Raw genomic sequence first — 13750 nt, 5'->3', positions numbered from 1 at the left:
GCCCGGCTCGCCGAAGATGAGGCAAACGACCTATATCCGAACGTGCCTGGCCGGCGGACACTTAACCCCATGAAGCGATACTTGACGCTTGGTTACGGCGCCGCGGCGTACCTGCTCTTCCTCGCGGCCTTTCTGTATCTCATTGGTTTCGTGGGCAACCTCGTGGTGCCCCGAAGCGTCGACCATGGGCTCGCGGCGCCCGTCGCCGCGGCGATACCGATCAACGTGGCGTTGGTCGTCTTGTTCGGCGTCCAGCACAGCGTGATGGCCCGGCCCGCGTTCAAGCGATGGTGGGCGCGGTTTGTGCCTTCGTCGATCGAGCGCAGCACCTACGTGCTGCTGTCGAGTGTGGTGCTGGCCCTGCTGTACTGGCAGTGGCGAACGATGCCAACGGTCATCTGGGATGTGCGGATGCCGGCGGCCCGCGCGGTGCTGTGGGCGCTGTTCTGGCTCGGCTGGGCGATTGCGCTGCTGGCGACGTTCCTGATCAACCATTTCGATTTGTTCGGGCTCCGGCAGGTATATCTGGCGTCGCGCCAAAAGCCTTACACCAGCGTGGAATTCCGCGTACGACTGCTCTACCGCGTGGTGCGTCACCCCCTGATGCTCGGGATGCTCATCGCGTTCTGGGCGGCGCCGGCCATGACGGCGGGGCACCTGCTGTTCTCGATCGGCATGACGACCTACATCCTGATCGCCACGCAGCTCGAAGAGCGTGACCTGGTCGCGTCTCTCGGCCACCCGTACCGCGAGTACCGCCGCGAGGTGTCGATGCTGCTGCCGATTCCGCGCCGCCAGGCCACGAGCATTGCCCGGCAGGGCTGAATCTTTGTAATTCGTTAGCAGCTCGGCGATCGGGTGCGGCGCCTGCGGCCGACCTGTCAGGATTGACGGATGGATGTCAAGGAGGTGCTGCTGCCGGGCGTCGGCCTTCGCTACGAATTCACTGATCACAAAGGCGACCGCATCGGCATCATTGCGCGGCGGAGCGGCGATTTCGAGGTCGTCGTCTATGCCCGGGAGGACCCGGACGAGGCCCGGCCGCTCCTGCACCTCAGTGACGAAGAGGCCGAGGCGGTGGCCCAGATCCTGGGGGCACCGCGCATCGCGGAGCGGTTCACCGAGCTGGCCCGCGAAATACCCGGACTCGAGACGGGGCAGGTCCACATCCTGGCCGATAGCCCCTTCGTGGGCCATCCCTTGGGCGACACCCACGCCCGCACCCGCACCGGCGCCTCCATCGTCGCGATCGTGCGTAACGAGGAAGTGCTCGCCTCGCCGGGTCCGGCCGAAATGCTCTATGCCCGAGATGTTTTGATCGTCATCGGCACCCAGGACGGCATCGCCGGCGTCGAACAGATCATCGACAAGGGCTGAGCCGGTGCAGGTTTCGTGGGCGCTGCTGTTACAACTCGGCGCCCTCCTGGCCACGCTGGCCGTAGTGGGCGCCATCGCACGCCGATTCGCCTTGTCTCCGATCCCGGTGTACCTGCTGGCGGGCCTGTCGCTGGGTAAGGGCGGGATTCTGCCGCTGGATGCCGGCGGCCAGTTCATCACCACGAGCGCGCCCATCGGCGTCGTGCTGCTCCTGCTCACCCTGGGCCTGGAATTCTCCGCGGCCGAGTTCGCCGCCAGCCTGCGCCACCACCTGCCGTCGGCGGGGGTCGACATCGTCCTCAACGCGGCGCCCGGCGCGATCGCCGGCTGGCTGCTGGGATTGGACGGCGTGGCAATCCTGTGCCTGGCCGGCGTCACCTACATCTCCTCCTCGGGTGTCATCGCGCGGCTGCTGGAGGACTTGCACCGGCTCGGTAACCGGGAGACGCCGGCGGTGCTCTCCGTGCTGGTCCTCGAGGACTTCGCGATGGCGGCCTACCTGCCGCTGTTCGCCGTCCTGGCATCCGGGGGCGGCTGGTTGCACGCCGTCGTCGGCATGGTGGTGGCGGTGGCCGCGCTGTTGGCGGCGTTCGCCGCGTCCTACCGCTGGGGCCACCATGTCGGCCGGCTGGTCGAGCACCCCGACTCCGAACAGCTGCTGCTGCGGGTGCTGGGCATCACGTTGATCGTGGCGGCGCTGGCCGAATCCCTGCATGCGTCGGCCGCGGTCGGCGCGTTCCTGGTGGGGCTGACGCTGACCGGGGAAACGGCGGACCGAGCGCGCCGGGTGCTGGGGCCGCTGCGGGATCTGTTCGCCGCCATCTTCTTCCTTGCTATCGGCTTCTCGGTCGATCCGCACGCGCTGATCCCGATGCTGCCCGCGGCGCTGATCCTCGCCGCGGTGACCGCGGCGACCAAGGTGGCCACCGGGATCTTCGCCGCCCGGCGCGACGGAGTCGCGCGGCGCGGGCAACTGCGCGCGGGCACCGCGCTGGTCGCCAGGGGAGAGTTCTCGCTGATCATCATCGGCTTGGCGGGCACGTCGATCCCCGCGGTCGCCGCGCTGGCGACGGCGTACGTGTTCATCATGGCGATCGTCGGGCCGGTGCTGACCCGCTACACGGGCGGCCCGCTGGCGCCGACCGCCGGGGCCCCGCACTGATCCCGCGATCAACCGATGTGCAAGGCCACCACCAGCCAGCGGGCGCCGGCGCCGGCGGACACCCGCTCGATGCGGCAGGCGATGGCGTGGATCCGGTTGCCGCGGCTATACGAGCCGGAAACCTCGGCCGCGGCCTCGGGGTCCCGACCGGCCGGCTGCAGGCGCAGCCGCCGAAGCACCGCCGCGCCCTGCTGACCGGCGGCCGCCTGGCCCATCGAGACGACGGAATCCACCAGGCTTGGCGTCAGCAACGGGCGCAGCTGGGCGGCGGGGCGGCGGCGGTCTATGACCTCCAGCACCCGGCGCAGCGCTGCGTCGGCGAATATCGCGGCCTGCCGCGTCGGCCCCGATATCGCGGCCCGCGGCTCCTCGGCCGGCTGCCTGCCGGGCGGGCAGGGAAGATGCGGCGGGTGGGCGCTGCGCCTGCGCAACGGCGCTCGCGACGACAGGCAGGAAGCGACGCTTCGTGGTACGTCTTGTGCCGGGGGCTCGTAGTCGACGACGGGTAGGACGGCGAACGCGCCGGGTGGACCCGCGACAGGACTGATGTTCAACGCGCACTCTCCAACTCTTCGGTCGAACCGGGAGCCCGCTGGAGAGTGGCAGGCAGTGGTCATCATGGCACAACTCGGGCCCGCGCGTACCCGCGCTCGGACGCTGCCCCGCCGGACGATTACCGTGGGCGCAACATCTCCTTCAGCAACAGGGCAATGATTCGGTGAGGAGGACTGCGCCCTATGGTGACCCGGCTGTCCCCATCGGACGCGGCGTTTTTTCGGCTGGAAAACACGGCCACCCCGATGTACGTCGGATCACTGTCGATCCTGCGCCGACCGCGCGCCGGATTGAGCTACGAGACGCTGCTGGCCACCATCGAGCGGCGGCTGCCGCAAATTCCGCGCTATCGGCAAAGGGTCCGGGAGGTGCGGGTGGGATCGGCCCGGCCCGTCTGGGTCGACGACGGCGACTTCGACATCACTTATCACGTCCGGCGCTCCGCCCTGCCCTCCCCGGGCAGCGACGAACAACTGCACGAGCTGATCGCCCGGCTGGCCGCCCGGCCGCTGGACAAGTCGCGGCCGCTGTGGGAGATGTATCTGGTCGAGGGCCTGTCCAAGAACCGCGTCGCCCTCTACACCAAGTCGCATCAAGCCCTCATCAACGGCATGACGGCGCTCGAGATCAACCACGTCATCGCCGATCGCACCAAGCGCCCGCCGTCCTTCCCCGAAGACATTTGGGTGCCGGAACGCGACCCGGGTGGCGCGCGGCTGATCTTCGGGGCCATCGGCGACTGGTTCGTGGGGCCGGGCACCCAGCTGCAGGCCGTCGGTTCGGCCATCGGCGGCCTGGCGACCAACCATGGCGAACTGCTCGCCGCCGGCCGCCGGGTCCTCGATTTCGCGCGCACCGTGGCGCGCGGCACCGCACCCAGCAGCCCGCTCAATGCCACCGTGTCGCGCCACCGGCGCTTCACGGTCGCATGCGGCAACCTCGACGACTACCGCACCGTGCGCGCCCGGTACGACTGCGACGTCAACGACGTGGTGCTCGCGGTGATCGCCGGCGCCCTGGGCAGCTGGCTGATGTCACGCGGGGTGGCTGTGTCGGCGACCGCGACGGTGCGGGCCATGGCGCCGCTGCCCATCTACGCCGACGGTCAGCTCGATGCGACCGGCCCCGGTCAGGCCATCAGCCAGGTGACGCCGTTTCTGGTCGACCTGCCGGTGGGGGAGCCGAACGCGGTGGTGCGGCTGTCGCAGATCGCGCATGCCACCGAATCGAACCCGACGGCCGCGCGCCTGGTGGACGCCAGGACCATCGTCACGCTGTCGGGATTTGCGCCACCCACGCTGCACGCCATGGGTATTCGGGTGGCCACCAGCTTCCCCAGCTTTTCCAGGCGGACGTTCAACCTGCTGATCACCAACGCGCCCGGGGCACAGTCGCAGATGTACATCGCCGGCACCAAGTTGCTGGAGACCTACGCCGTCCCACCGCTGTTGCACAACCAGGCGCTGGCCATCAGCGTGACGTCGTATAACGGCATGCTGTACTTCGGCATCAATGCCGACCGCGAAGCGATGAGCGACGTCGAGCTGCTGCCGGGCCTGTTGAACCAAGCGCTCGAGGAATTGCTGGAAGCTTCCCGCCCGTAGTCGGAGGTGAACCTTGCTGCCTGGAACTATCATCCGTTGATATGAGCATCGGGACCAAAGACGGCGAGTCTGCGAAGGCGCACACAAAGAAATCGGCTTCGCCGCCTGTGCGAAAGGTCCCCGACGAGGTATATCGAGCTGAATTGTTCCGGCTGCAAACCGAATTCGTCACGCTGCAGGAGTGGGTGCGGAACACCGGCGCCCGCGTAGTGGTCATCTTTGAAGGCCGCGACGGAGCGGGTAAGGGCGGGACCATCAAGCGGATCACCGAATACCTGAACCCACGGGCGGTCCGCATCGCGGCACTGCCCGCGCCGACGGAGCGGGAGCGCGGACAGTGGTACTACCAGCGCTATATCGCCCATTTGCCCGCCAAAGGGGAGATCGTGCTGTTCGATCGGTCGTGGTACAACCGCGCCGGTGTCGAGAAGGTGATGGGATTCTGCACGCCGCAGGAGTACGTGTTGTTCTTGCGGCAGACGCCCATCTTCGAGCAGTTGCTGATCGATGAGGGGATCCTGCTCCGCAAGTATTGGTTCTCGGTTTCCGAGGCCGAACAGCTGCGCCGGTTCAGGGCGCGCCTGAATGACCCTGTGCGGCAATGGAAACTGTCCACCATGGACCTGCAATCGGTCTACCGATGGGAAGAATATTCGCGGGCCAAGGACGAGATGATGGTGCACACCGATACCTCGTTCAGCCCTTGGTATGTGGTGGAATCGGATATCAAGAAGCACGCGCGGCTGAACATGATGGCCCATTTGTTGTCCACGATCGACTACCACGAAGTGGAGCGGCCGAAGATCAAACTGCCGAAACTTCCGCTCCCTGCCGTGAGTTACCGGCGCCCGCCGCGCGACCTGGCGACGTATGTCGACGACTACGTGGCCACGCTGATCGGGGACTGAGCCATCCAGGTCTACATTCCGGCCACGCTGGCCATGTTGCAGGGGCTCGTCGCCGACGGCTCGTTGCGGCCCGTCAACGGCACCGCGTTCGCCCTGACTCCGACGTTGCGCGAGGCGTACGCCGAGGGCGACGACGACGAACTCGCCGAGATCGTCCTGCGCGAGGCGGCGCTGGCGTCGCTGCGGCTGCTGGCCGACACGGAAGCCGAAGAGGCGGCCGGATCCCTGCCGCCGCGGCGCGCGGTGCTGGCCGCCGAGGTCGGCGACGTCAGCTTCCGTCCCGATCTCGACGACGCGGTGGTGAGACTCGCCGGGCCCGTCGCGCTGGAGGACGTGATCGCCGCGTACGTCGACAACGCGGATGCCGAGCCAGCCGTGAAGAAGGCGATTGAGGCCATCGACGCCGCCGACCTCGGCGACGAGGACGCCGAACTGATCGTCGGCGACGCGCAAGACCACGACTTGGCGTGGTACGCCAACCAGGAGCTGCCGTTCCTGCTCGAGCTGCTGTAGGGGCAAAGGTGATGTGATCGCGGCCACCGAGAGCTGGCTACGCAACCGTAGGTTACGGTACCGTAGGTTTCGTGAGGCCCACCGAATCGACCACAATGGTCAACACAAGCAAGACACCGCGTAGTGAGCAGGAGCCTCCCCTGGGCAGACGTAACCCATCGATCACGGGCAACGTCGTCGAGACCAAGCGGCCAGTCGTCGCGGGCGCCGACCGGCACCCCGGTTGGCACGCAGTGCGCAAGCTGGCCGCCCGCATCACGACGCCGCTGTTGCCCGACGACTACCTCCATCTGGCCAACCCGCTGTGGTCGGCGCGGGAAGTGCGGGGCCGCATCCTCGAGGTGCGCCGCGAGACGGAGGATTCCGCGACCCTGGTGATCAAGCCGGGGTGGGGCTTCAACTTCGACTACCAGCCGGGCCAGTACATCGGGATCGGCCTGCTGATGGACGGACGCTGGCGCTGGCGGTCGTATTCGCTCACGTCCAGCCCCGCCGCGACGTCCGGATCCGGCTCGGCACGCACGGTGACCATCACGGTGAAGGCGATGCCCGAAGGATTTCTGTCGTCGCACCTGGTGGCGGGTGTGGAGCGGGGGACCATCGTCCGGCTGGCCGCCCCGCAGGGCAACTTCGTGCTGCCCGACCCGGCGCCGTCATCAATCTTGTTCCTCACCGCCGGATCCGGAATCACGCCGGTGATGTCCATGCTGCGAACACTGTTGCGCCGCAACCAGATCGGCGACATCGCGCACGTCCATTCGGCACCCACCGAATCCGACGTGATGTTTCGGGCCGAGTTGGCCGCGCTGGCGGCCGACCATCCGGGCTATCGCCTACTACTGCGGGAGACCCGTACCCAGGGCCGTCTCGACCTCGCCCGGCTCGACCACGAGGTACCGGACTGGCGCGAACGACACACCTGGGCCTGCGGCCCGGAAGGCATGCTGACCCAGGCCGAAAAGATCTGGTCGGCGGCGGGCATCGGCGACCGGCTGCACCTCGAGCGGTTCGCGGTGTCTAAGGCCGCGCCGGCCGGTGCCGGTGGGACGGTGACCTTCGCCCGCAGCGATCGCGCCGTCGCCGCCGACGCCGCCACGTCGTTGATGGACGCGGGGGAGGGCGCCGGCGTGCAGATGCCGTTCGGCTGCCGAATGGGTATATGTCAGTCGTGCGTGGTCGGTCTGGTGGAGGGGCACGTCCGTGACCTGCGCACCGGCGCGGAGCACGATCCGGGCACCCGGATTCAGACCTGCATCTCGGCCGCTTCCGGCGACTGCGTGCTCGACATCTAAAGGCTACTCACTGGTAACCTACGGATTCGTAGGTTACGATAGCGTAGGTCTGGACCTGGTCTAGGACGGACAAAATCGACCGCAGGGAGAAGGAACGATGGCGATCACCGACATCGACGTATTCGCCCATCTGACGGACGCCGACATTGAAAACCTGGCCGTTGAGCTGGACGCGATCCGCCAGGACGTTGAAGACTCGCGCGGCGCGCGGGATGCCCGCTACATCCGCCGCACCATCGCGGCCCAGCGGGCGCTGGAAGTGTCCGGCCGGCTGCTGCTGGCCGCCGGTTCCCGCCGCTCGGCCTGGTGGGCGGGGACGGTAACGCTGGGCGTGGCCAAGATCATCGAGAACATGGAGATCGGCCACAACGTCATGCACGGCCAGTGGGACTGGATGAACGACCCGGAGATCCACTCCTCGACGTGGGAGTGGGACATGAGCGGGTCGTCGAAGCACTGGCGCTACACCCACAACTTCGTGCACCACAAGTACACGAACATCCTCGGGATGGACGACGACGTCGGCTACGGCCTGCTGCGCGTCACCCGCGACCAGCGCTGGAAGCGCTTCAACATGTTGAACCTGTTCTACAACACCATGCTTGCCCTCCTCTTCGAGTGGGGCGTCGGCCTGCAGCACGTCGAGCTCGGGAAGATCGCCAAGAAGCGGATGGATTCCGACGACGCGCGCCAGCGGGTGGACGAGTTCCTGGCCAAGGCGGGCCGCCAGGTGGTCAAGGACTATGTCGCGTTCCCGGCGCTGACCGCGCTGTCGCCCGGCGCGACGTACCGCTCCACGTTGAAGGCCAACGCGGTCGCCAACGTGATCCGCAACGTGTGGGCCAACGCCGTCATCTTCTGCGGCCATTTCCCCGACGGCGCAGAGAAATTCACCAAGACCGACATGATCGGCGAGACCAAGGGGCAGTGGTACCTGCGCCAGATGCTGGGCAGTGCCAACTTCGAGGCCGGCCCCGCGCTGCGGTTCATGAGCGGCAACCTGTGCCACCAGATCGAGCACCACCTGTTCCCGGACCTGCCGAGTAACCGGTACGCGGAGATCGCGGTGCGGGTGCGCGAGATCTGCGACAAGTACGACCTGCCCTACACCACCGGCTCGTTCCTCGTGCAGTACGGCAAGACCTGGCGCACGCTCGCCAAGCTTTCGCTGCCGGACTCCTACCTGCGCGATGACGCCGACAACGCTCCGGAAACCCGCAGCGAGCGCATGTTCGCCGAGTTGGAGCCCGGTTTCGCGGGCATCGACCCGGAGACGGGCCGGCGGCGCGGGCTGAAGACCGCCATCGCGACCGTGCGTGGCTGGCGGCGCGCCAAGCGCGCGCAGCGGGATGCGCAGCGCGCGGTCGGCGGCGCGGACGACCTGGCGGCCTAGCGCTCTTCGCATCGAACGCGGCGGCGCCGCCGTTCGCCATACTGGGACACGTGCAGGTGTTCGTCGGATCGCAGGTTTCGCACTGGGATTTCCCGCGTAGCACGGCCAGCGTTGCGTTGATGACCGAGTTCGGTTGCGAGAACGGCCTTGCCGTGGCGGACCTGCTCGAGGGAAGCGGCCTGTCGCAGGCCGACCTGCACGACCACAACCGGATGATCGTCGGGCGCCAGGAGCTGGCGGTCGTGACGAACCTGGTGAACCTGCTCGGGGACCCGGCCGACCTCGGGGTTCGGGTGGGCGGCGGCTATCACGTCGGATCGCTGGGCATCTTCGGATTCGCCTGCCTGACCAGTTCGACGCTGGGTGACGCCGTCCGGTTCGCGGCCCGGTTCTACGAGCTGAGCTACGGCTTCTGCCTGCCGACCGTCACCCTTGACGGGCCGGTGGTGGCGATGCGGCTCGACCTGCCCGACCTGACCGGTCCGGTGGCGGAGTTTTTGGTGCGGCGCGACCTGGCGGCCATCGCCCGGGTCATGGCGGAGATGCTGGGCCGCCCAGTCCCATTCACCTCGATCGAGTTCGCGAGCCCGGCGCCGGCATCGGGAGACGCATTGGCCCGCAAGGTATTCGGCGTCACACCGCGTTACGACTCACCCGCCAACGTGGCGCGCTGGCCGGCCGCGTTGCTGGACAACCCGTTGCCCCGGGCCAGTGAGATAACGGTGGCCATGTGCGAGCAGCAGTGTCGAGCTTTGTTGGAACGCCGCCGGGAGCGCACCGGTGTCGCTCGGATGGTGCGCGAGCGCCTGGCGTCGATCGACGGCGAACCCCACACGATCGCGGCCGTCGCCCGGCAACTGGCGATGAGCGAGCGGACGCTGCGGCGGCGCCTGGCGGAGGAGAACACGACCTTCCGCGATCTGGTCGAGGAGGTGCACCGGGTCCTCGCCGAGGAGCTGTTGGCAACCGGCGCACTGTCGGTTGAGGACGTCGCGCTGCGGCTGGGCTACGCCGAGGCGACGAGCTTCATCGCCGCGTTCAAGCGGTGGACGGGCACCACCCCCGCGCGCTATCAGCGGTCGGTGGCGCCGCGGGCCCGGCTCCAGGCCGTCTGATCGTGGCCGGAATCATGGATTTGCCGACCGCAATCGGCTGCCCGCAACCCGCAGCCCGCCCCTAGCGTTGGAGTCATGACTTCGACTCGTCCTCGCGTGCTGGTGATCGGCGCCGGATTCGGCGGCCTCGCCGCCGCCTACGAGCTGTCCAGGGATGGCCTCGCCGACGTGACGGTGCTGGAGAAGGCCGACGACATCGGCGGCGTCTGGCGGGAGAACACCTACCCGGGTGCCGCCTGCGACGTCCCGTCGAACCTGTACTCCTACTCCTTCGCCCGGAAGACCGACTGGGGCCGGCGATACGCCGAGCAGCCCGACATCCTCGGCTACATCCACGACACCGCCGACCGGTTCGGCCTTCGCGACGTGGTGCGCACCGGTGTGGAGGTCACCTCGGCCTGCTACGACGACGGCACCGCCACCTGGCGGGTGGAGACCTCGACGGGCGATGTGTTCGAGGCCGATGTGTTGGTGCCCGCGGTCGGGCAGCTGTCGCGGCCGGCGCTGCCGAACATCCCGGGACTCGACACGTTCGCGGGCCCCTCGTTCCATTCGGCGCAGTGGCGCCATGACGTCGACCTGGCCGGCAAGCGCGTCGCCGTCCTGGGCACCGGCGCGTCGGCGATCCAGTTCGTGCCGCGCGTTCGTGAGACCGCCAAGCATGTCACCGTCTTTCAGCGATCCGCCCCATATGTGCTGCCGAAGCCGGATCGTGCCTACACGCATGCCCATCAGGCCGCCTTCCGGACGGTGCCCGGGTTCGCGGCCGCGATGCGGAACCTGATTTGGGAGATCTCGGAATTCTTCGGCCTCGCGCTGACCAGGGTGGCTCCGCTCGCCCGGCTGATCGGCATCGCCGCGTCGGCAAACCTCAAGCGCCACATCAAAGATCCGGTCTTGCGGGCCAAGCTCACGCCCGACTACCCGATCGGCTGCAAGCGGGTGCTGTTCAGCAGTGACTGGTATCCGGCGCTGGCCAGTGCCAACGTCGACGTCGAGACCGAGGCGATCACCGAGGTGACACCCGCGGGTGTACGCACGGCCGACGGCCGGGTGCACGAGGTAGACGCCATCATCTACGGCACCGGGTTCAAGGCGACCGAATTCCTCGCGCCGATGACGATCACCGGCCGCGACGGGCGGGACCTGCAGTCCGAATGGGCGGAGGGAGCGCGGGCACATCTCGGCATGGCCGTGCCGGGTTTCCCTAACATGTTCCTGATCTACGGCCCCAACACCAATCTCGGCAGCAGCTCGATCATTTTGATGATGGAGCAGCAGGCCGGTTACATCCGCCAGATCGTCGAGGAGCTGGCCCGCGGGGGCGTGGCCCGCGCGTTCGAGGTGCGGCGCGCCGTGGAGCAGGCCTACGACGCGGAGGTCCAGGCCCGCCTGGACGCCGGCGTCTGGACTACCTGCGATTCCTGGTACCGCGTCGCCTCCGGTCGGGTCACCACCAACTGGCCGGGGCTGGTGCACGAATACCAGCACCGCACAAGGGCAGTGGCCTTCGCGGACTACGACGTGGTGCTTCCCGACCGCGCGGCGAATAAGGTCGGCGCTTAACCCGGTCCGACGGCCGGGACTACGCTTGCAGACATGCTCGCAGCGTTTGGATTCGAAACCCTGGGCGTCGTCGTCGGGGACATGTTCTTCGTCGACCCGAACCCCAACAAAGGTCAAGAAACCCCGGAGCGGGGAGTCAGACTGGAGCTGCGCCTCGTCGACCGGGATGAGCCGCAGGGGTCGATCTACGCCGGTGTCCCGATCGGCTTCAACCGCCCGGTGTGGCGGGTGGACCTCTTCGGCTCCACCGAGAGCCCGCCCGGGACGCTGGACCGGGCGCATCACCATCCCCGGTTCGACGGGTGGGAACCCGGCCGGCGGCATTTCGTTCCCGAGCTGTCCGCCGATCCGGTTGCCTGGCTGGCCGATCAGCTGGCCGACCCGGCCGCGGTGCTGGCCCGGGCGGGCGTCGACCCCGACGAGATTCCCGAAGCCGACAAGGCCGGCCTGGCCGCGGCGGCCCCGGACATCGTCGCCGCGGTGAAGCGGATGCTCGACGGCGTGCGCGACGGCGACTTGGCCCCGGCGCCGCCCGAGCCGGTGGCCGCCGCCCGCACCGGCTGGCTCTGAGTTCTCGAGTTCGGTTGCCTAGCAAAGGCTACCGGGAGTCTTCCGCGGAAAAGACGTCGATCGCTCGCACGGGCGTCAACATCACCAGCGGGATCTGACGGCTGGTTGACTGCTGATAGGTGAGGTACGGCGGATACAGGTGAGACATGTACGCCCACACCTGATGGCGTTCCTCGGCTTCGGGCTCGCGCCAGGTGGCCTCGAATGCTTGGGTGGCGATCTGGACGCCGATCGTGTTGCTCTGCACGACATTTAGGTACCACTCCGGATGCGTGTCGGCGCCTCCCTTGGATGCGACGACTACGATCTCGCCGCCGACGTTGCCGTAGATCAACGGCCTGACATAGCTCTTGCCCGATCTGCGGCCCACACACCTGATCAAGCAATGGGTGGTCAGTACCCGGCCCCCGACCGCGCTCACGTCCATGATGTGCCCCCGCGCGCCACCGGAGGTCAGATACGTGTCGAGGTGCTCGGCGATCCAGTCGCTGCGTGCGGCTCGGATCGATGCGGCGTCGGCGTCGCTCATGGGTGACTCCTAACATAAACGGGGCGAAGGTCATTGGATCACACCGCTCCGTCGCTGGCTGTGCCAGGCGGATCATGCAACCGCGTCGAACCGGATCGCGGGCGGCGGTCTGGCCCAACCGCTCGATCATTGTCGCGCTGGGCACGCCGCCGCCCTCGCACACCGTTTGCAGCCCATACCGCCCGCCGCGCTGCTCGAGCGCGTTGACCGGTGCGGTCCTGATGCAGGCACCACAGCGCCGAGCGGGTGGCCGATCGCGATTCAGGACGTGAAACACTGCCAGAGCAACTCCGCGAGGCGGGAGGACGCCCATGGCGCTTACCCTGAAGCAGGCCCGTGCGGTCTACAACCGAATCGGACGCATCCAGGACTGGCAAGCCTTCTACGAGGACGCGACCACGGACCGTCTCGTGGCCAACGCAGCCCTGGCGGGAGGCCAGACGATTTTCGAGTTTGGTTGCGGCACAGGCCGGTTGGCCGCGCGTCTGCTGGAGACTCTGCCTGCAGGCGTCAACTACCTCGGGGTCGACATCAGCCCGGTCATGATCAACATAGCTACCGGTCGGCTCGCCGCCTGGTCCAAGCGGGCCAGCGCGGTGCTGGTCGACGGCTCACTGCCGCTACCCGCCGATGGCGGGTCCGCGGACCGTGTGCTGTCCACGTTCGTGTTCGACCTGCTGGCTGAAGACTATGCACGGGCAGTCCTGGACGATCTGCGGCGAATCCTCAAACCCGACGGCAGGCTCTGCCTTGCCAGCCTCAGCTACGGAGACCAGCTGCTTGAACGAGCCGTCTGCCGGGCCTGGACCGGCCTGTGGCGTCTTGCGCCACAGCTTGTGGGCGGGTGTCGCCCCATCACCGTGAGCGCCCTGCTGGATCACGACTGGCGGATTCAGCATCACTCACGGGTGCATCAGTGGGGGCTTGTCACCGAAGTCGTCATCGCAACTCCAAGCACATACCAACAGTGACGGCAACGGTGCGCTCTTCGACGGCGGCCCGCTTGCCGACATTCCCGTGGCATCGCGTCTGGAAGACGCAACATTCGGTCGCATCGTAACTATCAAGCGGCAGAAGGATGTATCCCCTTTACCTGCTCCCCATCTACGTCCTTGGCCCAGAAGAGTAAGACGGGGGCCGAACGCATCGTTTCCCACTGCCGTTAG

General features: G+C 67.6%; 14 protein-coding genes and 1 pseudogene. 12 read left to right on the top strand and 3 right to left on the bottom strand.

Annotation, left to right across the window (positions count from 1 at the left end):
• The first annotated feature begins 69 nt into the window (after positions 1–69).
• The 3 genes from mddA (at position 70) to A5756_RS19655 (ending at position 2539) form a co-directional block, all read left to right on the top strand.
• Complete coding sequence (gene mddA / locus A5756_RS19665) at positions 70–825, top strand: methanethiol S-methyltransferase (RefSeq protein WP_066956237.1); 756 nt, start codon at positions 70–72, stop codon at positions 823–825.
• A 69-nt stretch (positions 826–894) separates the two neighbouring features.
• Positions 895–1377, top strand: a complete 483-nt coding sequence (locus tag A5756_RS19660) for a cation:proton antiporter regulatory subunit (protein ID WP_066956234.1) — start codon at positions 895–897, stop codon at positions 1375–1377.
• Positions 1378–1381: 4 nt separating this feature from the next.
• The gene (locus A5756_RS19655; RefSeq protein WP_066956231.1) at positions 1382–2539 is read left to right on the top strand and encodes a cation:proton antiporter; all 1158 of its coding nucleotides are present in this window, start codon (positions 1382–1384) and stop codon (positions 2537–2539) included.
• Between the two features lie 8 nt (positions 2540–2547).
• Here A5756_RS19655 and A5756_RS19650 read toward each other — a convergent pair whose 3' ends face one another.
• Positions 2548–3093 (bottom strand): Rv3235 family protein, encoded by a 546-nt coding sequence (locus tag A5756_RS19650; RefSeq protein ID WP_066956228.1) that lies wholly within the window; start codon positions 3091–3093, stop codon positions 2548–2550.
• A 183-nt stretch (positions 3094–3276) separates the two neighbouring features.
• On the opposite strand from A5756_RS19650, the gene A5756_RS19645 reads away from it, so the two are divergent.
• The 8 genes from A5756_RS19645 to A5756_RS19610 all read left to right on the top strand — a co-directional run bounded on the left by A5756_RS19645 (position 3277) and on the right by A5756_RS19610 (position 12055).
• A complete protein-coding gene (locus tag A5756_RS19645) occupies positions 3277–4698 on the top strand; it encodes a wax ester/triacylglycerol synthase family O-acyltransferase (RefSeq protein WP_066956225.1) in 1422 nt (473 codons plus the stop codon).
• Positions 4699–4739: 41 nt separating this feature from the next.
• Positions 4740–5606 (top strand): polyphosphate kinase 2, encoded by an 867-nt coding sequence (gene ppk2, locus A5756_RS19640; RefSeq protein WP_066956222.1) that lies wholly within the window; start codon positions 4740–4742, stop codon positions 5604–5606.
• A gap of 33 nt (positions 5607–5639) precedes the next feature.
• Positions 5640–6119 carry a hypothetical protein gene (locus A5756_RS19635; protein WP_066956219.1) on the top strand — a complete coding sequence of 160 codons (480 nt, stop codon included), beginning with the start codon at positions 5640–5642 and terminating at the stop codon, positions 6117–6119.
• 95 nt (positions 6120–6214) lie between these two features.
• The gene (locus tag A5756_RS19630; RefSeq protein ID WP_369817369.1) at positions 6215–7411 is read left to right on the top strand and encodes a ferredoxin reductase; all 1197 of its coding nucleotides are present in this window, start codon (positions 6215–6217) and stop codon (positions 7409–7411) included.
• Positions 7412–7508: 97 nt separating this feature from the next.
• The gene (locus A5756_RS19625; protein WP_066956215.1) at positions 7509–8804 is read left to right on the top strand and encodes a fatty acid desaturase; all 1296 of its coding nucleotides are present in this window, start codon (positions 7509–7511) and stop codon (positions 8802–8804) included.
• A 50-nt stretch (positions 8805–8854) separates the two neighbouring features.
• Positions 8855–9919 (top strand): AraC family transcriptional regulator, encoded by a 1065-nt coding sequence (locus A5756_RS19620; RefSeq protein WP_082948280.1) that lies wholly within the window; start codon positions 8855–8857, stop codon positions 9917–9919.
• 75 nt (positions 9920–9994) lie between these two features.
• Complete coding sequence (locus tag A5756_RS19615; RefSeq protein ID WP_066956211.1) at positions 9995–11485, top strand: NAD(P)/FAD-dependent oxidoreductase; 1491 nt, start codon at positions 9995–9997, stop codon at positions 11483–11485.
• Positions 11486–11518: 33 nt separating this feature from the next.
• On the top strand, positions 11519–12055 hold the full coding sequence (locus tag A5756_RS19610) for a hypothetical protein (RefSeq protein WP_066956208.1): 537 nt from the start codon (positions 11519–11521) through the stop codon (positions 12053–12055).
• A gap of 28 nt (positions 12056–12083) precedes the next feature.
• Here A5756_RS19610 and A5756_RS19605 read toward each other — a convergent pair whose 3' ends face one another.
• A complete protein-coding gene (locus tag A5756_RS19605; protein WP_066956205.1) occupies positions 12084–12584 on the bottom strand; it encodes a nitroreductase/quinone reductase family protein in 501 nt (166 codons plus the stop codon).
• 115 nt (positions 12585–12699) lie between these two features.
• Positions 12700–12845, bottom strand: a pseudogene (locus A5756_RS26030) (steroid 3-ketoacyl-CoA thiolase); the annotation flags it as partial.
• 50 nt (positions 12846–12895) lie between these two features.
• Here A5756_RS26030 and A5756_RS19600 point away from each other — a divergent pair.
• Positions 12896–13555, top strand: a complete 660-nt coding sequence (locus tag A5756_RS19600) for a class I SAM-dependent methyltransferase (RefSeq protein ID WP_066956203.1) — start codon at positions 12896–12898, stop codon at positions 13553–13555.
• The last annotated feature ends 195 nt before the right edge of the window (positions 13556–13750 follow it).

Source organism: Mycobacterium sp. 852002-53434_SCH5985345 (assembly GCF_001667155.1).
GTDB lineage: Bacteria > Actinomycetota > Actinomycetes > Mycobacteriales > Mycobacteriaceae > Mycobacterium.
Note: the sequence above shows the minus strand (reverse complement) of the source record. Positions and strands in the feature narration are given on the sequence as shown.

Bases quoted from the DNA above. Each gene is read 5' to 3' on its own strand.
- mddA (WP_066956237.1), top strand. From the start codon at position 70: ATGAAGCGATACTTGACGCTTGGTTACGGCGCCGCGGCGTACCTGCTC.
- A5756_RS19660 (WP_066956234.1), top strand. From the start codon at position 895: ATGGATGTCAAGGAGGTGCTGCTGCCGGGCGTCGGCCTTCGCTACGAA.
- A5756_RS19645 (WP_066956225.1), top strand. From the start codon at position 3,277: ATGGTGACCCGGCTGTCCCCATCGGACGCGGCGTTTTTTCGGCTGGAA.
- ppk2 (WP_066956222.1), top strand. From the start codon at position 4,740: ATGAGCATCGGGACCAAAGACGGCGAGTCTGCGAAGGCGCACACAAAG.
- A5756_RS19635 (WP_066956219.1), top strand. From the start codon at position 5,640: ATGTTGCAGGGGCTCGTCGCCGACGGCTCGTTGCGGCCCGTCAACGGC.
- A5756_RS19630 (WP_369817369.1), top strand. From the start codon at position 6,215: ATGGTCAACACAAGCAAGACACCGCGTAGTGAGCAGGAGCCTCCCCTG.
- A5756_RS19625 (WP_066956215.1), top strand. From the start codon at position 7,509: ATGGCGATCACCGACATCGACGTATTCGCCCATCTGACGGACGCCGAC.
- A5756_RS19615 (WP_066956211.1), top strand. From the start codon at position 9,995: ATGACTTCGACTCGTCCTCGCGTGCTGGTGATCGGCGCCGGATTCGGC.
- A5756_RS19610 (WP_066956208.1), top strand. From the start codon at position 11,519: ATGCTCGCAGCGTTTGGATTCGAAACCCTGGGCGTCGTCGTCGGGGAC.
- A5756_RS19605 (WP_066956205.1), bottom strand. From the start codon at position 12,584: ATGAGCGACGCCGACGCCGCATCGATCCGAGCCGCACGCAGCGACTGG.
- A5756_RS19600 (WP_066956203.1), top strand. From the start codon at position 12,896: ATGGCGCTTACCCTGAAGCAGGCCCGTGCGGTCTACAACCGAATCGGA.